The sequence below is a fragment of the Chromobacterium rhizoryzae genome, from assembly GCF_020544465.1.
In the GTDB taxonomy this organism is placed as follows: Bacteria; Pseudomonadota; Gammaproteobacteria; order Burkholderiales; family Chromobacteriaceae; genus Chromobacterium.
Genome location: NZ_CP066126.1, coordinates 2,660,993 through 2,683,530 on the forward strand (window position 1 = coordinate 2,660,993; position 22,538 = coordinate 2,683,530).

23 protein-coding genes are annotated in these 22,538 nt (G+C 65.4%); 9 read left to right on the plus strand and 14 right to left on the minus strand.

The features are described from left to right. Window positions 1–178 precede the first annotated feature (178 nt). Window positions 179–1,075 carry a transcriptional regulator GcvA gene (gene gcvA, locus JC616_RS12045; RefSeq protein ID WP_107799053.1) on the plus strand — a complete coding sequence of 299 codons (897 nt, stop codon included), beginning with the start codon at window positions 179–181 and terminating at the stop codon, window positions 1,073–1,075. A gap of 1 nt (window position 1,076) precedes the next feature. Here gcvA and JC616_RS12050 read toward each other — a convergent pair whose 3' ends face one another. Beyond that, window positions 1,077–1,850, minus strand: a complete 774-nt coding sequence (locus tag JC616_RS12050) for a substrate-binding periplasmic protein (RefSeq protein ID WP_107799052.1) — start codon at window positions 1,848–1,850, stop codon at window positions 1,077–1,079. A 200-nt stretch (window positions 1,851–2,050) separates the two neighbouring features. Between JC616_RS12050 and JC616_RS12055 the strand changes: the two genes are divergently transcribed. After that, complete coding sequence (locus JC616_RS12055) at window positions 2,051–3,058, plus strand: class 1 fructose-bisphosphatase (RefSeq protein WP_227108495.1); 1,008 nt, start codon at window positions 2,051–2,053, stop codon at window positions 3,056–3,058. Between the two features lie 65 nt (window positions 3,059–3,123). On the opposite strand, the gene JC616_RS12060 is transcribed toward JC616_RS12055, so the two are convergent. After that, complete coding sequence (locus JC616_RS12060) at window positions 3,124–3,672, minus strand: NADAR family protein (RefSeq protein ID WP_227108498.1); 549 nt, start codon at window positions 3,670–3,672, stop codon at window positions 3,124–3,126. Window positions 3,673–4,102: 430 nt separating this feature from the next. Here JC616_RS12060 and JC616_RS12065 point away from each other — a divergent pair, with 430 nt between their 5' ends. After that, window positions 4,103–4,339 (plus strand): helix-turn-helix domain-containing protein, encoded by a 237-nt coding sequence (locus tag JC616_RS12065; RefSeq protein WP_107799049.1) that lies wholly within the window; start codon window positions 4,103–4,105, stop codon window positions 4,337–4,339. A gap of 18 nt (window positions 4,340–4,357) precedes the next feature. Here JC616_RS12065 and JC616_RS12070 read toward each other — a convergent pair whose 3' ends face one another. Genes JC616_RS12070 through JC616_RS12085 form a run of 4 tightly spaced genes read right to left on the minus strand, consistent with a single transcriptional unit; the run spans window position 4,358 to window position 7,864 of the window. After that, window positions 4,358–5,506, minus strand: a complete 1,149-nt coding sequence (locus JC616_RS12070; protein ID WP_227108500.1) for an osmoprotectant ABC transporter ATP-binding protein OsmV — start codon at window positions 5,504–5,506, stop codon at window positions 4,358–4,360. Then, window positions 5,506–6,165, minus strand: coding sequence for an ABC transporter permease (locus JC616_RS12075; RefSeq protein ID WP_107799047.1), 660 nt, complete (start codon window positions 6,163–6,165; stop codon window positions 5,506–5,508). Before JC616_RS12075 ends, JC616_RS12070 begins: the two co-directional genes overlap by 1 nt. Before the next feature lie 10 nt (window positions 6,166–6,175). After that, entirely contained in the window at window positions 6,176–7,096 is a 921-nt protein-coding gene (locus JC616_RS12080) for a glycine betaine ABC transporter substrate-binding protein (RefSeq protein WP_227103200.1), read from the minus strand. Window positions 7,097–7,147: 51 nt separating this feature from the next. Continuing rightward, window positions 7,148–7,864, minus strand: coding sequence for an ABC transporter permease (locus JC616_RS12085; RefSeq protein WP_107799045.1), 717 nt, complete (start codon window positions 7,862–7,864; stop codon window positions 7,148–7,150). Window positions 7,865–8,309: 445 nt separating this feature from the next. Between JC616_RS12085 and JC616_RS12090 the strand changes: the two genes are divergently transcribed. Then, the gene (locus JC616_RS12090; protein ID WP_227103202.1) at window positions 8,310–9,209 is read left to right on the plus strand and encodes a LysR family transcriptional regulator; all 900 of its coding nucleotides are present in this window, start codon (window positions 8,310–8,312) and stop codon (window positions 9,207–9,209) included. Window positions 9,210–9,247: 38 nt separating this feature from the next. Next, window positions 9,248–10,021, plus strand: a complete 774-nt coding sequence (gene fabG / locus JC616_RS12095) for a 3-oxoacyl-ACP reductase FabG (RefSeq protein ID WP_107799043.1) — start codon at window positions 9,248–9,250, stop codon at window positions 10,019–10,021. Here the strand turns inward: fabG and JC616_RS12100 are convergent. Genes JC616_RS12100 through JC616_RS12125 form a run of 6 tightly spaced genes read right to left on the minus strand, consistent with a single transcriptional unit; the run spans window position 10,018 to window position 16,154 of the window. Further along, on the minus strand, window positions 10,018–10,449 hold the full coding sequence (locus JC616_RS12100; RefSeq protein WP_227103203.1) for a GNAT family N-acetyltransferase: 432 nt from the start codon (window positions 10,447–10,449) through the stop codon (window positions 10,018–10,020). The two genes, fabG and JC616_RS12100, sit on opposite strands and share 4 nt — an antisense overlap. After that, window positions 10,446–11,363, minus strand: coding sequence for an EamA family transporter (locus tag JC616_RS12105; RefSeq protein WP_227103205.1), 918 nt, complete (start codon window positions 11,361–11,363; stop codon window positions 10,446–10,448). Before JC616_RS12105 ends, JC616_RS12100 begins: the two co-directional genes overlap by 4 nt. Next, on the minus strand, window positions 11,360–12,637 hold the full coding sequence (locus JC616_RS12110) for an aspartate aminotransferase family protein (RefSeq protein ID WP_227103207.1): 1,278 nt from the start codon (window positions 12,635–12,637) through the stop codon (window positions 11,360–11,362). The genes JC616_RS12105 and JC616_RS12110 overlap by 4 nt, the downstream gene beginning before the upstream one ends. After that, a complete protein-coding gene (locus tag JC616_RS12115; protein WP_227103209.1) occupies window positions 12,621–14,111 on the minus strand; it encodes a hypothetical protein in 1,491 nt (496 codons plus the stop codon). The genes JC616_RS12110 and JC616_RS12115 overlap by 17 nt, the downstream gene beginning before the upstream one ends. A gap of 42 nt (window positions 14,112–14,153) precedes the next feature. Beyond that, window positions 14,154–15,155: a hypothetical protein gene (locus tag JC616_RS12120; protein ID WP_107799038.1), complete on the minus strand. Its 1,002-nt coding sequence runs from the start codon at window positions 15,153–15,155 to the stop codon at window positions 14,154–14,156. 9 nt (window positions 15,156–15,164) lie between these two features. Further along, entirely contained in the window at window positions 15,165–16,154 is a 990-nt protein-coding gene (locus JC616_RS12125; RefSeq protein ID WP_199225850.1) for an iron-containing redox enzyme family protein, read from the minus strand. Between the two features lie 596 nt (window positions 16,155–16,750). Between JC616_RS12125 and JC616_RS12130 the strand changes: the two genes are divergently transcribed. Then, window positions 16,751–18,346, plus strand: a complete 1,596-nt coding sequence (locus JC616_RS12130; protein WP_107799037.1) for an ABC transporter substrate-binding protein — start codon at window positions 16,751–16,753, stop codon at window positions 18,344–18,346. 77 nt (window positions 18,347–18,423) lie between these two features. Here JC616_RS12130 and arsH read toward each other — a convergent pair whose 3' ends face one another. After that, window positions 18,424–19,146: an arsenical resistance protein ArsH gene (arsH, locus tag JC616_RS12135; RefSeq protein ID WP_227103211.1), complete on the minus strand. Its 723-nt coding sequence runs from the start codon at window positions 19,144–19,146 to the stop codon at window positions 18,424–18,426. Between the two features lie 131 nt (window positions 19,147–19,277). On the opposite strand from arsH, the gene JC616_RS12140 reads away from it, so the two are divergent. The 3 genes from JC616_RS12140 (at window position 19,278) to arsB (ending at window position 21,331) form a co-directional block, all read left to right on the plus strand. Beyond that, complete coding sequence (locus JC616_RS12140; protein ID WP_227103213.1) at window positions 19,278–19,649, plus strand: ArsR/SmtB family transcription factor; 372 nt, start codon at window positions 19,278–19,280, stop codon at window positions 19,647–19,649. A 4-nt stretch (window positions 19,650–19,653) separates the two neighbouring features. Then, entirely contained in the window at window positions 19,654–20,133 is a 480-nt protein-coding gene (locus tag JC616_RS12145) for an arsenate reductase ArsC (protein WP_227103214.1), read from the plus strand. Between the two features lie 127 nt (window positions 20,134–20,260). Further along, window positions 20,261–21,331, plus strand: a complete 1,071-nt coding sequence (gene arsB / locus JC616_RS12150; protein ID WP_449727705.1) for an ACR3 family arsenite efflux transporter — start codon at window positions 20,261–20,263, stop codon at window positions 21,329–21,331. Window positions 21,332–21,489: 158 nt separating this feature from the next. On the opposite strand, the gene JC616_RS12155 is transcribed toward arsB, so the two are convergent. Then, the gene (locus JC616_RS12155) at window positions 21,490–22,530 is read right to left on the minus strand and encodes an arginine deiminase-related protein (RefSeq protein WP_227103217.1); all 1,041 of its coding nucleotides are present in this window, start codon (window positions 22,528–22,530) and stop codon (window positions 21,490–21,492) included. Window positions 22,531–22,538 lie beyond the last annotated feature (8 nt).

Sequence of the window (22,538 nt, forward strand, 5' to 3'; positions counted from 1 at the left end):
CCCCGGCAAGGCCGGGACTCCGACGCTGCGGGACAATGAGGTAAGGCTATGGCTGCGGCCATCAAGACCGCGCCGCAACGCCGGGCGGCGGCCTTGATTTCATGCCTGAAGATTACGCTGTTAGCCGTCCGCTTTCAAACGAGTTATCGCAACATAGATTGTGAGTTAAAATCACAGCATGAGCACTTACCCCCCTCTCAACACCCTGCGTATTTTTGAGGCAGCGGCCCGGCTGGAGAGCTTTTCCGCCGCCGCCGGCGAACTCTTCGTCACCCACGGGGCTGTGAGCAAGCAGATCAAGCAGCTGGAGGATTGGCTGGGCGTGCCGCTGTTCGAGCGCAGCGGCGGCAGAGTCAAGCTGACCGACCCCGGCTGGCGCTATCTGGTGCAGGTGCAGGACGGCCTGGATCTGATCGCCAACGCCACCTCTCAGCTGCTGCAGGCGGACCGCCGCCGCCGGATCAGCATCAATTCCACGCCCACCTTCGCCATGCACTGGCTGCTGCCGCGGCTGAGCCGTTTTCGCGAGCAGTTTCCGGAGCTGGAGCTGCATCTGGCCACCTCGGACCGCGACATCAGCCGGCTGGACAGTCCGTTCGACATCGCCATCCGCCGCGGCCCCGGCGATTGGCCCGGCCACATCGCCAAGCCCTTTCTGAAGGAATGGGAGCTGCCGCTGTGCGGTCCGGCGCTGCTGGCCGCCGCGCCCATCGCCAGCCCGGCGGATCTGGCGCGGCATACCCTGCTCTACGCGGACACCCGCCCCACCGCCTGGCAGCGCTGGCTGACCCTGGCCGGGGTGCCGGAGCTGAAGCCGGCCAGCGCCATGCATTTCGACAGTTTCTCGCTGGCCTTGCAGGCGGCGATGGACGGCCTGGGCGTGGTGCTGGGGCCGATGCCGATGGCGCAGGCGCAGATAGACGCCGGCGTGCTGTTGTCGCCGTTGCCGGCGCCGGTGGCCACGGTGCGCGACTACTGCTGGGTGGCGCCGCGCGCGGCGGCGGAGGACGCCGCCGTCGCGGCCTTCTGCCGCTGGCTGGAGGGCGAGGCCGTCCGCCCGGACGCGGCCGCCTGAGTCAATGCGCGGAACCGAGGGGCAGGCCAATCAGCTTGAGCTCCATCGGCGCCGCGTCGCGCGGCAGCCATTTGTTGTAGATGCGCTTGAAGCTGCCGTCTTTCTTGACGGCGGCGAAGGCGGTCTGCCAGCGTTTCACTTCCGCCGCCGAGGTGCCGCGCGAAAACGCCAGGTAGAGTTCCAGCGTTTCCAGCACCCGCACCACTTCCACCGCCTCCGGCGGCTGGTGGATGTCTTTCAGCACCGAGGCCACGACGAAGCCGCCTTCCGACCACATATCGTAGCGGCCGACCAGCAGCTTCTGCGCGGTGATCTGCGGGGTGGGCGCCAGATCCACCTCGATGAAGCCGGCCGCGATCGCCGCGTCGGCGAAGATGCTGCCGCGATAAGCGCCCACCGGCCGGTGATAAATGCCGTTGCCCAGCGCCAGCAGGCCGGCCGCCTCGCCCTTGCGCGCCAGCAGCACGGTCTGCGAGATGGCGATGGGGCCCAGCAGCGTCATCTGTTTTTCCCGGGTGTCGTTGCGCCCCACGGTGAACAGCATCACTCCGGGCGTGGTCAGCAGCTCTTTATAGCCTCGCGCCCAGGGCACCACGTCGATGGCGCTGTTGTCGTGCATGCGCGTCTGGATTTCGCGCACCACTTCCACCGCCATGCCGTCCGGCACGCCGTTGTGCTGGAATGTGATGGGCGGCCAGTCTTCGGTGTAGATGGTGATGGCCCGCGCCTGCCAGGCCGCCAGCAGCAATAGCAGCGTCAATAAACCCTTAGCCATGGTCTTTCCCCGTACCGCGTGAACCCGATTTTATTCATAGCCGTTCCACGCGCCGCCTGCCTGCGATTTCCGCCCGCCCCCGCGCGCCCGGGGGCATGACGACCGCAACTCGCTTATCCGTTATAATGTGGCGGTCAAGCCGGCTCATGCCGGCATATCGAGCATTTGTTTCGCGCACCCACCCAAAGCTAAGGATTGCCATGAGCCGCATCACCCTCTCCCGCTTTTTGATCGAACAGCAACGCAAGGCCGGCACGCTGCCGCCTGAGTTGCGCCTGCTGATCGAAACCGTAGGCCGCGCCTGCAAGGCCATCAGCTATTCGGTGAACAAGGGGGCGCTGGCCGACGTGCTGGGCGAAGCCGGCACCGGCAATATCCAGGGCGAGGCGCAGAAGAAGCTGGACGTGATCGCCAACGATTACCTGCTGGACGCCAATGAATGGGGCGGCAGCCTGGCGGCGATGGCCTCCGAGGAAATGGAGCTGCCTTACCACATCCCCGGCGAATACCCGAAGGGCGAGTACCTGTTGATGTTCGATCCGCTGGACGGCTCATCCAATATCGACGTCAACATCTCGGTGGGCACCATTTTCTCCATCCTGCGCTGCCCGCAAGGCATTGACCACGCCACCGAGGGCGCCTTCCTGCAGCCGGGCACCGAGCAAGTGGCCGCCGGCTACACCGTGTACGGCCCGCAAACCCTGCTGGTGCTGACCTTCGGCAGCGGCGTCCACGGCTTCACGCTGGACCGCGAACAAGGCTCTTTCGTGCTGACCCACCCGGACATGAAAGTGCCGGAAAGCACCGGTGAGTTCGCCATCAATATGTCCAATATGCGTCACTGGGATGCGCCGGTGAAACGCTATGTCGACGAATTGCTGGCCGGCAGCACCGGTCCGCGCGGCCGCGATTTCAATATGCGCTGGGTGGCGTCCATGGTGGCCGAGGTGCATCGCATCCTGACCCGCGGCGGCATCTTCATGTATCCGCGCGACGCGCGCACCCCGGACCAGGCCGGCAAGCTGCGGCTGATGTACGAAGGCAATCCGATGGCCTTCGTGGTGGAACAGGCCGGCGGCGCCGCCACCAACGGCCATCAGCGCATCATGGACATCCAGCCGCAGAAGCTGCACGAGCGGGTGGCGGTTTTCCTCGGCTCCAAGGAAGAAGTGGAACGCGTCACCGCCTACCACGCCGAGCAGCAGTAAGCGGCTCCGCCCAACAAAAAACCCTGCCGAAACCGGCAGGGTTTTTTTAATGTCGTCCGCAGGCGCTAACGCAGGCGTTCGCGCACTTCCATCAGGGCGAAGCCCAGCAGATTGCTGCCGTCCCACATGTCCGGCAGACTGGCCTGCGGGTCGTCCTCGGCCCAGCCTATGCCCCAGATGCAGTCCACCGGGCTGGCCTCCACCAGGATGGCGTCACCGGTGCCGCGCAGGAAATCGCCCAGCGCCGGATTTTGCTCGAACTTGGCCAGATTGCCCCGCATCACCACCTCGCAACAGCGCTGCTGCCACAAGGCGGAATCAAAGCCGCGCACCTGGCGGCCCAAGGCCTTGGCGTCCGCCGGCGTGGCCGCGGCCAGTATCCTGCCCCGGGTTTCCGCGTCTTCGAACAAGCGGGCTTTCTCCGCCATCATATAATGCTCGGCGCTGGCGTAGCTCACGCCGTCCAGCTCGAAGCCCACCGGAAACCACTGACTCAGGCAGCTCTTGCAGACGCCGTCCTCGTGTTTGGGCCTGTGTCCCCAGAAAAACAGAAAATCCAGCGTTTCGCCGGCCGCAGCCCGCTTGCGCAACTCGCTTACTGTCCGGATCGCCATGGTCCGCGTCCTCCACTTCCTGCGCGGCCATATGCCGCAAAAAATGTCAAGAGCCCCTCTTTGTCCGCTGTCGCCGCGGCGCTGAACATCTTCATGGCCATCACTATAAGGAGCCGGAACCGGGTTCGACAAGCGCGGCGCGAAGCCGGGCCGCGCGTGCGTCCGCCGATTTCGATGCAAACAGACGAAAACAATGATTAATTACCGCGTCGCGATGATTTCGCCGTCGCCGCCCGCTTCGCGAGCGCAGTGGATACGCAACACCGCCCTACCAACATAGGTCCGTCCACCCCGCTTGCCCATAGGTAAAACTACTCAGCGCGGACGCAACCGTCCGCATTGCCACAGGACGGCGTAGCGGAGTATGTTTCCCCACATAAGCCTGTAAGCCGCTGTTGGAAAAGACATTAAAAACCCTGGGGAGACCGGCATGGCTATCGTGATCACGCTGGACGTCATGCTGGCGCAACGCAAGATCAAATCCAAGGATCTGGCGCGGGCCATCGGCATCACGCCGCACAATCTGTCGCTGTTGAAGCTGGGCAAGGTCAAGAGCCTGCGCCTGGACACGCTGGACGCGCTGTGCCGGCAGCTGGGCTGCCAGCCAGGAGATTTGTTGAGCCACTCGCCGGAAGCGGACCCGGCCGACGGAGAGCCATCGGTCTGACTCTCCGCCCTTCCCGCCTCAGCCCGCCGGCTGACGCGCGCCGCGCGTCGAGGTGCGGCCCGAGTTCAGATAGCCGGCGATGTAGTCTTGCGACACTTCGCCGTTGTAGCGGCCGTCGTCGTCCAGCACCGGCATCCAGGTCAGATTGTGCTCGTACAGGCGGGACAGCACCACGCGCAGGTTTTCGCCCGCCGCCGCGGTCACGCTCACCGGCTTGATCTTGTCCGCGCACACGCCGTCCGCGCCGCGCGCGTCGCGGCGCCGGACAAAGCCCAAGGGCTGTCCGTCCGCGTCCACCACGGTCAGGTGCATCAGGTCGTTGTCGTCCATCAGGCCGTAAGCGGCCGCCAGCGGCGTGTCCAGCCGCGCGGTCAGCGTTTCCTGCTGATCCGCCACCTCGCCGGCCTGCACCAGCAGCAGACGCTTGAGCGTGCGGTCCTGGCCGACGAAGCTGGCGACGAAATCGTCCGCCGGCCGCGCCAGGATCTCGTCGGAGCCGGCGCACTGCACCATGCGGCCCTGACGGAACACGGCGATGCGGTCGCCCAGCTTGATCGCTTCGTCGATATCGTGGCTGACCAGCATCACGGTCTTGCCCAGTTGGCGTTGCATTTGCAGGAACTCGTTCTGGATCTGTTCGCGGTTGATCGGGTCCACCGCGCCGAAGGGCTCATCCATCAGCAAGACCGGCGCGTCGGCCGCCAGCGCGCGGATTACGCCGATGCGCTGCTGCTGGCCGCCGGACATCTCGCGCGGATAACGTTGCAAGAAGCGGTTGGGGTCCAGAGCCACCATGCTCATCAGTTCGTGCGCCCGCTCGCGGCAGCGCTTCTTGTCCCAGCCCAGCATCCGAGGCACCACGGTGATGTTGTCCTCGATGGTCATATTGGGGAACAGGCCGATCTGCTGGATCACGTAGCCGATCTGGCGGCGCAGCGTCACGCTGTCTATGCCGGCGGTGTCCTCGCCGTTGATCAGCACCTTGCCCGAGGTGGGCTCGATCAGGCGGTTGATCATTTTCATGGTGGTGGTCTTGCCGCAGCCGGACGGGCCCAGCAGCACGCAGATTTCGCCTTCCGGCACGTGCAGATTGACCTTGTCCACCGCCTGGAAGACCTGGCCGTTTTTCTGGGTAAATTGCTTGCAGAGATTTTGCAGTTCAATCATCAACGAATTCCTTTCGGGGTCAGCGCGCGCTGAGCGCGCAGCAACAACCAATCCATCGCGACGGCGAGCACGCTCACCGCCACCGCGCCGGCAATCAGCTTGCGAATGTCGCTCTGACTGATGCCGTGCAATATCAAAGTGCCCAGGCCGCCGGCGCCGACGATGGCGGCAATCGCCATCACGCCGATGTTCAGCACCACCGCGGTGCGGATGCCGCCGAAGATCAGCGGCGTGGCCAGCGGCAGTTCCACCCAGCGCAGGCGCTGCCAGAAGGTCAGGCCCAGGCCGCGGCCGGCTTCTCTCACGCCGGGCTCCAGATGGGTCAGCGCGGTGTGGGTGTTGCGCACGATGGGCAGCAGGGAGTACAGGAAGGCGGCGGTAATGGCCGGCACCGCGCCGATGCCCTGCCCGATCATGGAAAACAGCGGCACCATCAGGCCGAACAAGGCGATGGCCGGAATGGTCAGCACCACGGTGGCCAGGCCCAGCACCAGGCCGGCCAGCGCCTGAAAGCGGACGATCAGCACGCCCAGGGGCACGCCCAGCACCACCGCCAAACCGACGGCGATGCCCACCAGCCTCAGATGTTGTTCCGCCAAGGCGGCGATTTGCGGCAGGTCTTGCCAGATGAACTGGCAGGTTTGCAATAGGGTTTCCATGCGGCCTCCTTTAGATCAGGCCGCGCTGGCGCAGGAATTCGCTGGCGACTTCCTTCACCGGACGGTGTTCGATGTCCACTTTGGCGTTGAGCTCGGACATGGTGTCGTTGTCCAGCAGCGCGGCCAGCTTGTTCAGTTCCTCGGCCAGGCCGGGGTTGCGTTCCAGCGTGTCCCGGCGCACCACCGGCGTGGCGGCGTAAGCCGGGAAATAGCCCATATCGTCCTGCAGCACCACCAGGTCGAAGCCTTTGACGCGGCCGTCGGTGGTGTAGACCAGGCCGGCGTCGACGAAGCCGTCGCGGATGGCGTTGTAAACCAGGCCCGGGTCCATCTGGCGGATCTGCGGCCGGCTCAATTCCATGCCGTACAGCTGCTGCATCGGCTTGAGGCCGTCCGGCCGCCCGGCGAACTCCATGTCGAAGCCCAGCTGCCAGCGTTTGGACGAACCGTTGTTTTCATTGACCCGCCGCGCCAGGTCGGACAGCGTGCGCACGCCCTCGGCTTCGGCGCGCACGCGCTTCATCGCCAGCGCATACGTGTTGTTGAGCGGAGCCGGGTTCAGCCAGATCAGCCCCAGGGGCTCGTCCAGCTTCTTGACCGTGGCGTAAGCCTCCTCGTTGCTCATTTTTTTCTGGATGCCGTGATGGATGATCAGGCCGGTGCCGGTGTAATCCCACACCAGATCCAGTTGGCGGTTTTCCAGCGCGTTGCGCAGGATCACCGTCGCCAGGTCCGGCTTTTGCGTGACCTGGTAGCCCTTGCTGCCCAGGTACTGCGTGGTGATGTCGGACAGCAGATGCTGTTCGGTGAAGTTCTTGCTGCCCAGCACCAGGCCGGCGGCGAAGGCCGGCGCGGCGGTCAGCAAGGCCGCCAGCGTCAGCGCGCGGCGCGCCAGCCGACGCCAGGGCGAAAAGGAAAGTGCTTTTGTCATAGGGGTCCTCCGTGCGAGCGCCCGCCGGAACGGGCGACAAGGGGGTTCGAATCAGGCCAGGCCGCGGGCGGCGGCCAGGCGGCCCAGGCCGGCCAGCGTCAGGTCCAGCGTCAGCGCGATCAGCGCGGTGCCGCCGGCGCCCAGCAGCAGCGCGGTGTGGTTGTTCAGGTAGATGCCGGGGAAGATCAGTTCGCCGTAGCTGCTGGCGCCGATCAGGAAGGCCAGCGGCGCGGTGCCCACGTTCAGCGCCAGCGCCACCCGCACGCCGGTCAGAATCACCGGCAAGGCGTTGGGCAGCTCCACCCGCCACAGCCGTTGACGCGGGGTCATGCCCAGCGCGTCGGCGGCCTCCAGCAAGGCCGGCTGCAGGCCGGCCAGGCCGGCGTAAGTATTGCGCACGATGGGCAGCAAGGACGCCAGGAACAGCGCCACGATGGCCGGCGCGTCGCCGATGCCGACCAAGGCCATCGCCAACGCCAGCACCGCCATGGGCGGCAGGGTGTTGCCGATATTGAAAATCTGCATCCAGTGCTCGGCGCTGCCCCGCAGCCGCTGACGGCTGAGCAGCACGCCGCTGGGCAGGCCCACGGCGAGAGCCAGCGCCATGGAGACGCCCACCAGATAGAGATGCTGCCGGCCCAGGTAGATCAGATCTTCCCGGTACTCGGTCCATACGGCTGGGCTTACACCGTAAATCAATCCCGCCGCCGCTACGGCGACCAGGATCAGCCCGATCATGCTGCGCTTGCTAAACGCTCTTTTGTGCATCTGCGTCCTCCTTGGCGAAAGCAATGGCCGGCAAGGCCACGGCGATCCGCTGTAATGATCGCGACAACTAGAGAGCTGCCAGTAAATAGACGTCCGGCGCGGGCCGGACATGAGGTGCGTTTAAGGCGAGGCTCGACGGCGCGAAACCGTCGATTTTGAGTGGCGCGGTGTGCGCCTGATGAAAAACCTAATAAGTTATAACACTGTTTGTATCGAACATGCAAATTTTCTAATGTACTTCGCCGCACTTGACAGATAAGGACAAGGCCTTGAAAACGCTTTATTTCTTTCCGTTCACGTCAAACCAAATGGATAAGCCGGCCGCGCTCCGCCGCTCCGCCCTATAAGGAACGCGCGCGGCGCCGTCCCAACGGCCACTTGCCGCCCTCCCGCCCCCGGCCCACAATGCTCTGTTTCGCCCATTGCAACAATCACGGCAAAAAACATGGATAGATTGCACTTGATGACCGTATTCATCGCGGTGGCGGAAGCGGAAAGCTTTGCCGGCGCGGCGCGCAAGCTGGGCATGTCGCCGCCGGCGGTGACGCGCGCGGTGGCGGCGCTGGAGACGCGGCTGCAAGCCCGTCTGCTCAACCGCAGCACCCGCCATGTTCGCGTCACCGAGGCCGGCCAGCGTTATCTGGAGGACGCGCGCCGGGTGATCGCCTCCGCGGACGAGGCGGACGAAGCCGCCTCCGGCGGCAAGGCGCCGCCGCGCGGTTTGCTGACCGTCACCGCGCCGGCCTTGTTCGGCTTGCGCTACGTGATGCCGGGCATCAACGACTACCTGCGCCGCCATCCCGAGGTGACGGTGGACGCCTTGCTGCTGGACCGGGTGGTCAATCTGCTGGAAGAAGGCGTGGACGTGGCCATCCGCATCGGCGAACTGCCGGACTCCAATCTGCGCGCCCTGCGCGTCGGCCAGGTGCGGCGGGTGGTCTGCGCGTCGCCGGCCTATCTCGCCGAGCGCGGCGTTCCGCTCACCCCGGCGGATTTGCAGCGCCACGCGCTGATCGCCTCGCGCGGCGTGGGCTCCTGCCACGAATGGCGCTTCAGCGACGGCGGCAAGCCGCAGAGCGTCCGCCTCAAACCCCGGCTCACCGTCAGCAACAACGAGGCGGCCATCGCCGCCGCCGCGGCCGGACTCGGCGTCACCCGCCTGCTGTCTTATCAAGTGGCGCCGCAATTGGCCGCCGGCCAATTGCTGCCGCTGCTGGCCGAATACGACGACGCCAGCCAGCCCATCCACATCCTGCATCAGGAAGGCCGGCTGGCCTCGGCCAAGACCCGCGCCTTCATCGAACTGATGGCGGAGCGGCTGCGCGGCCATCCCGAGCTGCGCTAACGCCATCGACATCGCCATCCCCCTCAAGGAGATTCATCATGTTGACCCCGCTTCAAGACAAAAACGTTCTCATCACCGGCGGCACCGCCGGCATCGGCCTGGGCCTGGCCCGGGCCTTCGCCCGCGCCGGCGCGCGCGTCACCATCAGCGGCCGCAGCCGGGACAAGCTGGACGCCGCGCTGGCCCGCCTGCGCGCCGACGGCCTGAACGCCGTCGGTCGCGTCGCCGACGTGGCCCGTCCCGAAGACGTGGCCCGCCTGCTGGCGGACACCGCCGCGTCCAACGGCCTGGACGTGTTGTGCTGCAACGCCGGCATCTTCCCGTCCGCGCCGCTGGAGAGCATGAGCGCGGAGGAATGGGATCAGGTGCAGCACACCAATGTGCGCGGCAACTTCCTTTGCGTGCAGGCGGCGCTGCCCTATCTGCGCCAGGCCGAGTACGGCCGCGTGATCCTGACCTCCTCCATCACCGGCCCGGTCACCGGCTACGCCGGCTGGAGCCATTACGGCGCCAGCAAGGCCGCGCAACTGGGCTTCATGCGCAGCGCGGCGCTGGAGCTGGCGCGCGACGACATCACCATCAACGCGGTGATGCCGGGCAATGTGCTGACCGAGGGGCTGCGCGAGCTGGGCGAGGACTATCTGGACAAGATGGCGGCGGCGGTGCCGCTGCGGCGGCTGGGCAGCGTGGACGACATCGCCAACGCCGCGCTGTTCTTCGCCAGCAAAGAGGCGGGCTTCATCACCGGCCAGACCCTGATCGTGGACGGCGGCCAGGTCTTGCCGGAGTCTCTGGACGCGCTGACCGGCTAACCCTGGTAGACATCCGGCCGGTGCAGCTCCATATAGCGCTCCGGGTGTTCCAGCGCGGCGAAGCCGAAGGGCCGGTAGACCGCGTGGGCGTTGGAGGTCACCAGCACGATGCGACGCAGCCGGGCCAAGGCCGGCTCGGCCGCGACGCCGCGCATCAGCTGCCGCGCATAGCCGCGGCCGCGGTGCTCCGGCGTCACGAACACGTCGCACAGATAGCCGAAGGTGGCCAGATCGGTCACCACGCGGGCGAAGCCCACTTGCCGCCCGTCCAGATAGGCGCCGAAGCACAGCGAGCCGGCGATGGCCTGCTCCACCGTGGCGCGCGAAATGCCCTTGGCCCAGGGCGCGTGATCGTGCAAGAAGGCGTGGATCAGCGCCAGGTCCAGCCGGTGCTTGTCGGTGGAAATCTCCAGTTCTGCCTCCTTCATCGCGGCGCGGTCCTCTTGTTCAGTTGGACGGCCAGCCAGCCGCGCGCGGCGTCCAGTTTGCCGGCGTAAGTGTTCAAGGCCAGCGCGGCGACGATCAAGGCCGACGCGACGATGCTGAGCGCGTCGTAATGTTCATGCAGGATCCAATAGCCGCCCAGCAGGCCGAAAACCGGGCTGAGCAGCGAAAACGGTGCCACCAGCGTGGCCGGATACAGGCTGAGCAGCTTGCCCCAGCTGCCCAGCGCGAACAGGGTGCCGACCAGGGCCAGGAACAACAGCGCCAGCGTGGCGGTCCAGCCGAAGCCGGCCACGGCGCTCCAGGCCGCCGCCGGTCCGCCCTCCAGCGCGAAGGACAGCAGCAGCAGGGGCAGCGGCGGCACCAGGCTCATCCACACCGTGAAGGCGAACATGTCCACCTTGCCGGCGCGCTTGAGCTCCACATTGCCCCAGGCGAAGCCGGCCGAGCCGATCAAGGCCAGCGCCAGCGGCAGCAAGGGCAAGGCGTCCTGGTAACGGGCGTAGCCCAGCAGCAAGACGCCCAGCAACGCCAGCGCCATCACCGCCTTTTGCAGCCGGGAGCGCGTTTCGCCCAGCAGCAGACTGGCCAGCAGCAAGGTGATGAACACCTGCAACTGGGCCAGCACCGACACGATGCCGGCCGGCATGCCCAGCTTGATGGCGGAAAACAGGCCGGCGAACTGGATCACGCCCAGGCACAGCCCGGCGCGCAGATACCAGCGCCAGGGCAAGGACGGCCGCGTGAACCACCAGGCCCCGACCGCGAACACCACCACGAAGCGCAGCGCCGCCAGCAAAAGCGGCGGACACTCGGTCAGCCCTATCTTCACCACGATGAAGCTCAGGCCCCAGATGGCCGCCACCAGCACCGCCAGCAATACGTGTCGTATCTTCATGATGTCGTCGCCTCTTGTTCCAGCGCGGCGATGGCGCGCCGGCAGGCTTCCAGGAAAAAGTCCAACTCGGCTTCCGCCACATTCAAGGGCGGCAGCAAGCGCAGCGCGGCGGCGTCGTGCGCCGCCGGCACCGTCAGCACGCCTTCTTGCAGCAATTGCAGCCACAGCAGGCCAGCGGCGCCCTCGCCCAGCCGGTCTTGCGCCGCCGGACCGGCGCGCAGCGCCAGCATCAGGCCCTGGCCCTCCAACTCGAAGCCCTCCAGCCCGGCCTCCCGCCAACGCCGCCGCAAGGCCCTGCCGCTCTCCCGCGCCCGCGCCGGCGCGTCCAGCTGGCGCAACAGCTCCAGCATGCGCAGGCCGCAGCTCAAGGCCAGCCGGTTGCCGCCGAAGGTGGAGCCGTGGATTTTGGCGCAGCCGGGCCGGGCGAACACCGCCTGGTAAATGTCTTGGCGGAACAGCAGCGCCGACACCGGCAGCACGCCGCCGCTCAGGCCCTTGGCGACAATCAGCAGGTCCGGCGCCGGCGCGCCCAGTGCCTGATAGGCGAACCAGGCGCCGCAGCGGCCCAGGCCGGACAGCGCCTCGTCGTAGATCAGCCGCGCGCCGTGGCGGCGGCACAAGGCGGCCAGCTCGGCCAGATCCTCGCCGCGCCAGGCACGCGCGCCGGCGCTGCCCTGCACCGGCTCCAGCAGCACCGCGGCCACGTCGCCGCGCGCCAGCTCCGCCGCCGCCGCGGCCAGATCGCCCCAGGGCAAGACCGCGCAGTCCTCGCGCCGCGGCAGGCCCTGCCGCCAGAAATCGCCGCCGGCCAGTTCGGTGGCTTCCAGGGTCAGCCCGTGAAAGCCGCCGTCGAAACTCAAGGCGCGCCGCCGGCCGCCGGCCATCCGCGCCAGCTTCAGCGCGCCCTCCACCGCCTCCGCGCCGGTGCTGGCGAACAGGGCCTTGCCGTCGGCGAAGCCGGCCAGCGTCAGCAGCGCCGCGGCCAGATCGCCGGCCAGGCCGGAAAAGCCCAGCGGATGCAGATTGGGCGCCGGATCGAACAGGTCTTCCGCCAGGCCGGACAGCAGCGCCCGCGGGCGATGTCCCAGCGCCGCCGCGCCGTAGCCGGCGACGAAGTCCAGCCAGCGCCGGCCGTCCTCCAGCCGCAGCCAAGCGCCCTCCGCCTCCAGCGGCCGGGCGTCCAGCCCGCACTGCTTCAGCGTTTCCAGCCAGGCCGGATTGACGCTGGCGGCGTAGGCGGCTTGCGTCGCCGCGCGTTCAGCCGGCGACGGCATAGCCGTCCAGCGAGCAGACGGCCAGCTGCGCCTGCGGACCGTAGAAGTCCGCCACCTGGTCCATCGCCCGCAGATTGAGCTCCAGCAGGTACGCCAGATTGGCCTCTGCGCGCTGCTGCGTCCGCGGCGACAAGGCGCTGATTTCGCGGAAGAACAGCCGGGACAAGGCGGCGTGGTTGAGCTCCAGATTCAAATCGTCGTGGCGCTTGGCCACGCGCTGGTAATCGGCGCGGAACTCCACCAGCGACTCCAGCCGCTCGTGCACCGGATTATCCACGCCCAACATGCCCTCGGTGACCATGATGGAGCTCAGATAGCCGATGGGGTCGTAACGGCCCAGCACGGTGAAGGCGTCGACATAGGCCTGGAACAAGGGCAGCGGCAGCGCCTGGTCCAGCCAGGCCGGCGGCACGCCCAGCGCTTCGCAGGTGGCGCGCTCGTAGACTTCGTGGCCCAGCTCCTCCTGGAAATAACGGTAGACCCGTTGCTTCAGCGGGCTGCGCAGCCGCTTGGTCATCAGCGGCGCGATGATTTCCACGAAGCGCTGGGTGACGTGGTATTGCTCGATGAACAGGCCTTGCACCAGGGGGCCGAAGCCGGCGTCGTCGGCGTTCACCCTGCGCACATAGCGCGATTCGCCCAGCTCGGCCAGGCCGTCCAGCGCAAACTGCTCGGCGCGGCGCATGAAGTTGACGCCGCTGTCCACCGCCGAGGCCGGCTCGCGGCAGAGGAGCCGCCGCCGCGCCTCGGGCTTGGGCGCCAGCAGCAGCAGATCCACCAGGCACAGCGCATAGGCCTCCAGATGCGCCGGGCAGTAAAAGCCCTCGCTGGCCGGCATCTCCGCCGCGCCGGCCTCGCGGCGGCTGAGCCCGACGAAGCCGGCCCCGTCGGCGAAGCCGTTGAGCACCCGCCGCCACAGCGTCAGCGCCTGCGGCAGATTGTCGGCCAGGTACAGCTTTTGCAGATAGAAGGTTTGCAGCGCGAAATTGTCGCGCCACTCCGGCGCGCCCGCCTCGTCTATGCAAAAGGCGTCGGCCTGCGGCGCCGGCTCGTCCAGCAGGCGCAGCATGTTCAGCACCACCGGCGCGTAAGCGCCGCGCGCCGCGCCGGCGGTGGCCGCCAACAGCTTGTCCACGCAGCGGCGGCTCAGCGCCTCCCACTGCCGGCGCTGCCGCTCCAGCGCCGCCGGGTCCGCCGGCGCGTCGCGGATCAGCGACAGCGCGTCCAGCTGTTCCGCCAGCGACAGCTGCCAGGACGGCGCCGATCCGGCGTGGATGTCGAACCAGATTTCCGCGTCCGGATTGGCCATCGCCAGCACGCTGTCCAGCACCCGGCCGCCGTCCACGCCGGAAAACTGGATTTCATACTCCTTGGCGTCCGCCGCCAGCACCACGGTCTGGCCGTCGTCGGCCAGATGGGCGCTGAAGGGCACCAGGTGGGGCGCGCGATAATGGGTGACTTGCCAGGCTTCCATCGTTCTCTCCTTGGCTGCCGTCTCGAGGACTACTGCGGGGGATTACAAATAGAGCCGCGGCATCAAGGCGTCCGGCCGGCTGTAGTAATCGACGATTTCCTCGTCCTGCAGCGCCATGGTTTCTATGGTCAGCACCAGGTTTTTCTCCACCACCAGCTGCTCCTCGCGACTGATGGCGCTGATGTCCTGCAGCAGTTCGGAGGTGATGTCGTCGTGCCCCAGCGTATCGTTGAGGTAGGCGTGGCGCAGCAGCGGCTCCCAGAAGCCCTTGTCCAGTCCGGCGCGTTCGCAACAGCGCACCAGCGCGCGGTTGAACTCGTCGCCGGGCATTTCGAACAGAAACAACACGCTCTTGAACGACAGCAGATGCTGACGCGCGAACACGCCCAAGGCCGCGCACAAGGCGAAGGTGGACGGCAGGGGCTGCAGATGGTCCAGGCCCTCCACTTCCATGTCCACGCTGGCCAGGCTCTCGGCCAGCATCTGATCATGATCCAGCTCCGACACCAGGAAGCGCTGGATGCTGCGCTGGTTCTGCCGGCTGTCCGCGTGCGACAGCGCGGAGGCGATCAGGCCCGGCGCCGCGCGCACCAGGTAGTAATACTCCAGCGCGTAGCCGATCAGCACATTGCGCGGCGCGCTGCCGTCGGACAGCATGCCGTACAGCCGGGAATGGCCGCGCTTGCGCATCGCCCTTTGCGCCAGATTGCGCAGCCGGGTGTTGAACTCGCAACCGGACAGCGCGTCGTCCGGCAATTCGAAGCTGGCCTCGGTCACCAGGCCCAGGCGGTCCAACTCCTCCAGCAGGCCGGGAATCGTCCCCGCCAATTCCGGATGGGCGGCGCGCAGCGCCGACATGCTGGCCGGCGCGCGCTGCAGATCGTCCAGCAGGGCCAGCAATTGCAGCCGCCCTTCGTCGGCCACTTGCAGATCGCAGGACTGCTCGCGGTACAGCAGGGCCACGCCGCCGTCCTGCGGCTGGATTTCCACCCCGGGCCGCAGCGCCGGGTAACGAAACAGATCATGGGTGCCGGGGCCGTGCATAATGCCTCCTCAATAATGCTCGATGCGGCGCAGCAAGGTGTCGGCGTGCAGATAGTGCCGCCAGACCGCGCTGTAGAAAGCGTCGTAGAGCTCGACGAACAAATGGGTTTGCGCCAGCAGGCGTCGCGCCGTTTCCTGATCCACCACCGGGATCTGCGCGAAGATCTTGCGGGTCAGGCTGCCGTGCTCGCCCTTCAGATTGATGTCCGAGTGCGCCTTCACCGGGCGCAGGAAATCCGCGTCCACGCCCAGCCGGTAAGCGGCGTCCAGGAAGGAGTCCTGACGGATGTCCTTACCTTCCAAAATGCCCAGCGTGGTGAAGAAGAACAGCGGATCGTTGTGCGACCAATAGGCCAGCGCGTTGCACAGCGCCATGGTCTGCGGCAGCGGCACGGCGTGCGCCAGGTCCTCGCGGCTGATGCCGATGCGGTTCAAGGCCTGCAGCAGCAGCTCGTCGTGGCCGTACTCCTCGGCGAAGAAGGCGTTCATCGCCAGCCGCGCCTGGGTATTGGGCACATAGGACAGCACCGGCGCGTCGAAATAGCTTTCGCGGAACAAAAAGTGATAGTTCTCTATCACCATGCCGTGGAACACCCGCTCCGGAATATCCCCCGGCTGGCTGGCGTTCTGGCAATGGGTCCAGAACGGATTGCGGTACAGCGTCTGGTAGAGCAGGCGGTTGGACAGGTCCTCCACCTCCAGCAGCACTTCCAGCCCGGTCTTGCCGCGCGCCGGCGCCAGCGGGCGGATCACGCCGTAGTTTTCCAGGCTGACCAGCAAACGACGCACCTCGTCGGCGGACTGGCGCGGCAGGAGGCGCTCCGCGTCCCGCTGGCTGCAGCCGCCGGCCAGGCGCGCCATCAGCGCGCTGACCTCCTCCGTGCTGGCAAGGCCTGCGGAAATCTCCAATTCCTCGTCGCCGGCGGTTTTGACCACCAGCGGCGATTGCGAAATCACATCGCCGTTCAGGCAAAAACGAAGATCGGACGGATGGGACACAAAGGAGTCTCCTCTTAAAGATGAGCGCGGCCGCCGGCAAGCCGGCGGCGCGGAATCCGGATCGGCCCAGGGCTTTGCGCCTGAAACGGCGGCCCCGTTCCTACCCGATTACAAGTGGACCGGCACCAGGACCGGACGCGGATTGCGGGGTTTGACCACAACCACCGCTTCTTGCGTGCTGGCTTGCATTTGGCTCTCCTTGGCTTAAGAGAAAACAAAAACGCCCTTTTGCAGGCCTCCCTATCTTATGCCTGCCGCCGCAATGCAGAAACGCCTGAAAACTGACACAAATAACTGTTTTTAAATATTATTCTTAAAAATGCGCCCAGCTCGTCGAAACGAAAATCTCAAATGCGGGCGCGCTTACGCCGCAGCGCACGATTGACGCCGGGGCAACATTCTATATGCTGGCAGGGTCTTCCGTTCCCGCCTTAGTCGCTTGAATCCGGCATCAAACGGGCATCCCAAACGCATGCCGGGCCGCCAAAACGGCGGGAATCGGACAGATGAACAAATAGAAAGCCCCCAAGGGCCTGCCAAGCACTCATGAAGAAGGCGTCCGCGCCCTTCACCGCTCTGCAAATAGGGAAATAGCAATGAGAAAGATCCAACCGCAATTGTTGGCCGCGGCCTGCTGCGCCGCTTTCGCCGTCTCCGTCCAGGCCGCCGGCACCCTGGTCTACTGCTCCGAAGCCAGCCCGGACGGCTTCGACTCCGCCCAGTTCACCTCAGGCACCACCTTCGACGCGGCCGGCCACGCGCTGTTCGACCGCCTGGTGGGTTTCGAGAAAGGCTCGACCAAGGCCATTCCCAGCCTGGCCACCTCCTGGAGCGCCTCGCCGGACGGCAAGGTCTACACCTTCAAGCTGCGCCAGGGCGTGAAGTTCCACACCACCGACTATTTCAAGCCGACGCGCGACTTCAACGCCGACGACGTGGTGTTCACCTTCATGCGCATGTTCGACAAGAACCACCCCTTCCGCAAAGCCTACAACACGGAATTCCCCTACGCGGTGGACACCGGCCTGGCCAGCAACGTCAGCGCCGTGGAAAAAGTGGACGCGCAGACGGTGCGCTTCGTCTTGAAAGCGCCGGACGCCGACCTGGCGATCAAGATCGCCATGCCCTTCGCCTCCATCCTGTCCGCCGAATACGCCGAGCAGCTGCTCAAGGCCGGCCGCGCCGCCGACATCAATCAGAAACCGGTGGGCACCGGCCCCTTCATCTTCAAGCGCTACCAGAAGGACGCCCAGATCCGCTACGCCGGCAACAAGGCTTACTGGGACAAGAGTGCGGTGAAGGTGGACAATCTGGTGTTCGCCATCGCCACCGATCCCTCGGTGCGCTACCAGAAAATGAAGGCCGGCGAGTGCCAGATCATGTCCTATCCGCGCCCCAGCGATCTGGCGGTGATGAAGACCGATCCCAAGCTGAAAATGCTGACCGCGCCCGGTTTCAATATCGGCTACCTCAGCTACAACCTGGACAAGCCGCAGTTCCAGAAGCGCGAGGTGCGCCAGGCGCTGGACATGGCGATCAACCGCCAGGCCATCATAGACGCGGTCTACCAGGGCCAGGGCCAGGCCGCCAGCAACCCCTTCCCGTCCTCGCTGTGGTCCTACAACAAGAGCCTGAAGAACGCGCCCTATAATGTGGCCGCCGCCAAGGCGCTGCTGGCCAAGGCCGGCTACCCCAACGGCTTCGAGCTGAGCTTGTGGGCAATGCCGGTGCAACGGCCGTACAACCCCAACGCCAAACTGATGGCGGAGATGATCCAGTCCGACTGGGCCAAGATCGGCGTCAAGGCCAAGATCGTGTCCTATGAATGGGGCGAATACCTGAAGCGGATGAAGCGCGGCGAGCACGACGCCGGCCTGATGGGCTGGACCGGCGACTACGCCAGCCCGGACAACTTCCTGGGCGTGCTGCTCAGCTGCGAGGCGGTGAACGGCTCCAACTACTCGCGCTACTGCAATAAGGAGTTCGACGCGCTGATCATCAAGGCCCGCACCCTGAACGACCAGGCCGAGCGCGCCAAGCTGTACTCGCAGGCGCAAACCCTCTTCAAGCGCGATCTGCCGTGGACCACCATCGCCCACTCCATCATCAATCAACCGATGCGCAAGGAAGTGAACGGCTTCAAGATCAGCCCCTTTGGCGATTATCAGTTCAGCGGCGTCAGCGTGAAGTAAGCCTCAACAGGGCGTCGTCCAGCGGCGCCCTGTCTGGCGGCTACTTGAACAGTCTACGGGCCGCCGCACCCCGGCGGCTAAATACTATGTTGGCTCACCCGCAGAGATAAGGCTTCGGCGCTTTCCTTACGCTCGCTGTAACGATCCGTCAGATAGGGAGAAACATCGCGGGTCAACAGTGTGAACTTCATCAACTCCTCCATCACATCCACCACCCGGTCGTAGTAGGCTGACGGTTTCATCCGGCCTCCCTCGTCGAACTCCAGAAAAGCCTTGGGCACCGAGGACTGATTTGGAATGGTCAGCATCCTCATCCAGCGTCCCAAAATGCGCAGTTGGTTGACCGCATTGAACGACTGAGAACCGCCGGACACCTCCAGCACCGCCAAAGTCTTGCCCTGAGTGGGACGAACGGCCCCAGCGGACAGCGGAATCCAGTCGATTTGTGTCTTCATGACGCCCGTCATCGCCCCATGTCTTTCCGGGGTACACCACACCATGCCTTCGGCCCACAAGACCAACTCACGCAACTCCTGCACCTTGGGATGACTGTCCGGAGCCTCATCCGGCAAGGGCAAACCCTTGGGATCGAACATCCTGACCTCCGCCCCCATCGCAAGCAACAAACGGCCCGCCTCCTCAGCCAAGAAACGGCTGTATGAACGCTCGCGCAACGAGCCGTACAGCAGTAAAAAGCGGGGCGCATGCTTGGATGCGGGCACCGCAGACAACGGCGAATACGACGGGCTTTCAAATAGATCAGCCCGGACATTGGGCAAATCGGGGGAATGGATGAACATAGCGGCCTCCTGCAGATAACGAGTCAATCCCCCTGTGCGGACCCCGCGTTGCGGCCTCACAAGGGTGAGCGGAACGCAGGCCATGATAATGGATCTAGACATTATTTCAATAATTCTTGTATAGTTGAACCATGAAAAACACAACCGCGACCCAAATCTTCGAATCCCTGTCTTCCAGCATCCGGCTCGACATTTACCGCTTGCTGGTCAGGCAAGGACTGGAAGGCATGGTGGCTGGCCAAATCGCCGGCACGCTCAACCTTCCTCCCAACAATGTGTCCTTTCACCTCAAGGGCATGAGCCATGCAGGCTTGGTTTCGGTGGAGCAGGAAGGACGCTACCAGCGCTATCGCGCCAATTTGACCTTGATGCTGGAATTGATCGCCTATTTGACCGAAGAGTGCTGCGCCGGCCATCCGGAGCAATGCGTCGACATGCGTGCGGACTCATGCTGCCCCGAAGCCGCCTTGCCCCCATCATCCAAAACTGAAACGGAAAACTGACCCCATGAACGTGCTTTTCCTGTGCACCGGAAACGCCTGCCGCTCCATCCTGGGCGAAGCCGTTTTCAACCACCTGGCGCCGGCCGGCTGGAAAGCCATGAGCGCGGGCAGCCAACCCACAGGGCAAGTGCATCCGCGCTCGCTGGCGCTATTGAGGCGCGAAGGGATGGCTGCCGAGGGCTGCCGCAGCAAATCCTGGGACAATCTGCCAGCCACCCCCGACATCGTCATCACCGTCTGCGCCGGCGCCGCCGGCGAAACCTGCCCCGCCTACCTGGGGCCGACGCTGCGCAGTCACTGGGGAGTGGAAGATCCCGCCCAGGCCACCGGCTCCGACGCGGAAATCGACGCGGCCTTCATGGCGGCCTACCGCATTCTGCGCACCCGGATCGAAGCCTTCCTGGCTTTGCCGCTGGCCGAGCTGCAACAAGACCCCGCGCGCCTGAAAACGGAACTGGATCGTATCGGCGGCTTGCTGCCCTGAAGGCAAAGCGCCAGGCGGCATGACGGCCATGACCACGCAAGCCATCAGCGCGCGGCCAAGCGGCTGCCCCGATCAAGGCAATCGCAAAATCCCGATCAGCCCGCACGTTTGAAAAAGGAGAATTGTTTTGTCTACCCCTTGCGACGCCGCTCTTCGCCGGGACGGCCCGGCGTCGATGAGCAGGTTTGAACGCTACCTGACCCTCTGGGTTTTTCTTTGCATCATCGCGGGAATCGCGCTGGGACAAACGCTGCCGCAGCTATTCCAGGCTATCGGCAAGCTGGAAATCGCCCAGGTCAACCTGCCCGTCGGTTTACTGATTTGGGTGATGATCATTCCCATGCTGGTCAAAGTCGATTTTGGCGCGCTGCACGAAGTGCGCCATCATGTCCGCGGCATTGGCGTGACCCTGGTGGTGAATTGGCTGCTTAAGCCGTTCTCCATGGCGTTTCTGGGCTGGCTGTTCATTCGCAACCTATTTGCAGACATGCTCCCGGCGGAACAACTGGACAGTTATATTGCCGGACTGATCCTGCTGGCCGCCGCGCCCTGCACCGCCATGGTCTTTGTGTGGAGCCGGCTGAGCAATGGCGACCCCTTGTTCACGCTGTCCCAGGTCGCCCTGAACGATAGCATTATGGTTGTGGCGTTCGCGCCGCTCGTCGGCCTCCTGCTCGGCATCTCCGCGATCACCGTGCCATGGGACACCCTGCTGGTATCGGTCGTGCTTTACATCGTGATTCCGGTCATCCTGGCGCAATTATGGCGCAAGGCGCTGCTAGCCAAGGGGCAGGCGGCTTTCGATGCCGCCATGAGCAAGATTGGCCCTTGGTCTATCACCGCCTTGCTCGCAACCTTGGTTCTGCTCTTCGCCTTTCAGGGCGAAGCGATATTGAAGCAGCCGCTAGTCATTGCCTTGCTGGCGGTCCCCATTTTGATCCAAGTGTTCTTTAACTCCGCCCTGGCCTACTGGCTCAACCGGCTCGTCGGAGAAAAGCATAGCGTGGCCTGCCCGTCCGCTTTGATTGGCGCGTCCAACTTCTTTGAACTATCGGTGGCCACCGCCATCAGCCTGTTCGGATTTCATTCCGGAGCGGCGCTGGCCACTGTTGTCGGCGTGCTGGTTGAAGTCCCCGCCATGCTGCTGGTTGTTCGCATCGTGAACGCCAGCAAAGACTGGTATGAAAGAGGCGCGTAGTCGCTAAACACGCTCAGGCCGTTCGGTACCTGCCGCAAAGCCGCGACGCTGCCGGAGCCGTGCGGCAGCGTCTGAACCGTGGATTGAGTTGTCCGGCCTAGCCTCCCTCCCGAACGAGCCGCGACGGAACGCGTTCCCGGCCCTTGCCGGGGCAGCCGCTAGCGGACGCGCGGCAGGAACAGCTCGGCCAGCATGCAGCGGCAGCTGCCGCCGCCCACCGCCTCTATGGTGGGAATGGGGTTGACCACCGGCTGCCCGTGGCGCTCCAGCGTTCTTTGCTGCGCCGGCGTGAAGCCGTTCCAGGCCTGCTCCGACATCGCGATCAGCGGCTGGCCGCCGGCGCCGCGCAGTTGCAGGATATTGCCGCAGAAGCTGCGCTCCACCTGGGCCAGGCTGATGTCGATCACCTCGTGGTGCTCGCTCAGCGCGCTCAGCACTTGCCGCCGCTGCTCCGGCCGGTGCAGGCTTTCGGAGCAGATCACCGCGAAGCCCTCGCCCACGCTCATCATCACATTGGTGTGGTAGATGGGCACGCCGCGGCTGTCCACGGTGTCGAACAGGTGCACCGCTTCCAGACCGCGCCGGCGCGCGTAACGGTAGAGCGCGCCCGGATGGCAGCGCTGCGAGCGCGCCGCGTACACGCGCTTGCGCGGATGGTCGAACACCATCACCCCGGTGCCTTCCAGGATCAGTTCCTCTTCCAGCGGATGGCCGGCCCACACCACTTGCTCCACCTCGTAGCCGTGGCTCAGCAGCAATTGGCACAGCTCCTCCACCCGCCGTTCCCGGCGGCGGTTCAGCGTGTGCATCGGGTAGACGTGCAGGCTGCCGTCCACGCTGGTGCTGAACCAGTTGTTGGGAAACACCGCGTCCGGGGTTGGATAGCCGTCCGGACTTTTTTCCAGCACCAGCACTTCGACGCCACGGTCGCGCAGCCGCTGCGCCATGGCATCGAATTCCGCCAGCGCCCGCGCGGTGACCTGGACCGGCGGCAGTTGCAGCCGGTGCTGGAACACATTGTCGGCGCCGGTTTGTTCATTGAAGGCGAAATCGTGAGGACGCACCATCACGACGGCGCGGGCCAATTGGCCTTGTCTGGCGCGGAGCCAGATGGGCTCCAGGTTTTCTTGCGCCGGCGCGTCGGCGGCGGCGATGGCTTGGGCTTGCATGGTGGGCGGCTCTTGGGTGGGGGTTCGCATGGCCGCCC

What these genes read in the sequence shown, in the direction of transcription:
- JC616_RS12100 (WP_227103203.1), bottom strand. Translation starts at nt 10,449, where the DNA reads ATGAAGGAGGCAGAACTGGAGATTTCCACCGACAAGCACCGGCTGGAC.
- JC616_RS12105 (WP_227103205.1), bottom strand. Translation starts at nt 11,363, where the DNA reads ATGAAGATACGACACGTATTGCTGGCGGTGCTGGTGGCGGCCATCTGG.
- JC616_RS12155 (WP_227103217.1), bottom strand. Translation starts at nt 22,530, where the DNA reads ATGCGAACCCCCACCCAAGAGCCGCCCACCATGCAAGCCCAAGCCATC.
- JC616_RS12120 (WP_107799038.1), bottom strand. Translation starts at nt 15,155, where the DNA reads ATGCACGGCCCCGGCACCCATGATCTGTTTCGTTACCCGGCGCTGCGG.
- fabG (WP_107799043.1), top strand. Translation starts at nt 9,248, where the DNA reads ATGTTGACCCCGCTTCAAGACAAAAACGTTCTCATCACCGGCGGCACC.
- JC616_RS12115 (WP_227103209.1), bottom strand. Translation starts at nt 14,111, where the DNA reads ATGGAAGCCTGGCAAGTCACCCATTATCGCGCGCCCCACCTGGTGCCC.
- arsH (WP_227103211.1), bottom strand. Translation starts at nt 19,146, where the DNA reads ATGTTCATCCATTCCCCCGATTTGCCCAATGTCCGGGCTGATCTATTT.
- JC616_RS12140 (WP_227103213.1), top strand. Translation starts at nt 19,278, where the DNA reads ATGAAAAACACAACCGCGACCCAAATCTTCGAATCCCTGTCTTCCAGC.
- JC616_RS12110 (WP_227103207.1), bottom strand. Translation starts at nt 12,637, where the DNA reads ATGCCGTCGCCGGCTGAACGCGCGGCGACGCAAGCCGCCTACGCCGCC.
- JC616_RS12080 (WP_227103200.1), bottom strand. Translation starts at nt 7,096, where the DNA reads ATGACAAAAGCACTTTCCTTTTCGCCCTGGCGTCGGCTGGCGCGCCGC.
- JC616_RS12085 (WP_107799045.1), bottom strand. Translation starts at nt 7,864, where the DNA reads ATGCACAAAAGAGCGTTTAGCAAGCGCAGCATGATCGGGCTGATCCTG.
- JC616_RS12075 (WP_107799047.1), bottom strand. Translation starts at nt 6,165, where the DNA reads ATGGAAACCCTATTGCAAACCTGCCAGTTCATCTGGCAAGACCTGCCG.
- JC616_RS12060 (WP_227108498.1), bottom strand. Translation starts at nt 3,672, where the DNA reads ATGGCGATCCGGACAGTAAGCGAGTTGCGCAAGCGGGCTGCGGCCGGC.
- JC616_RS12145 (WP_227103214.1), top strand. Translation starts at nt 19,654, where the DNA reads ATGAACGTGCTTTTCCTGTGCACCGGAAACGCCTGCCGCTCCATCCTG.
- gcvA (WP_107799053.1), top strand. Translation starts at nt 179, where the DNA reads ATGAGCACTTACCCCCCTCTCAACACCCTGCGTATTTTTGAGGCAGCG.
- JC616_RS12090 (WP_227103202.1), top strand. Translation starts at nt 8,310, where the DNA reads ATGGATAGATTGCACTTGATGACCGTATTCATCGCGGTGGCGGAAGCG.
- JC616_RS12070 (WP_227108500.1), bottom strand. Translation starts at nt 5,506, where the DNA reads ATGATTGAACTGCAAAATCTCTGCAAGCAATTTACCCAGAAAAACGGC.
- JC616_RS12050 (WP_107799052.1), bottom strand. Translation starts at nt 1,850, where the DNA reads ATGGCTAAGGGTTTATTGACGCTGCTATTGCTGCTGGCGGCCTGGCAG.
- JC616_RS12055 (WP_227108495.1), top strand. Translation starts at nt 2,051, where the DNA reads ATGAGCCGCATCACCCTCTCCCGCTTTTTGATCGAACAGCAACGCAAG.
- JC616_RS12065 (WP_107799049.1), top strand. Translation starts at nt 4,103, where the DNA reads ATGGCTATCGTGATCACGCTGGACGTCATGCTGGCGCAACGCAAGATC.
- JC616_RS12130 (WP_107799037.1), top strand. Translation starts at nt 16,751, where the DNA reads ATGAGAAAGATCCAACCGCAATTGTTGGCCGCGGCCTGCTGCGCCGCT.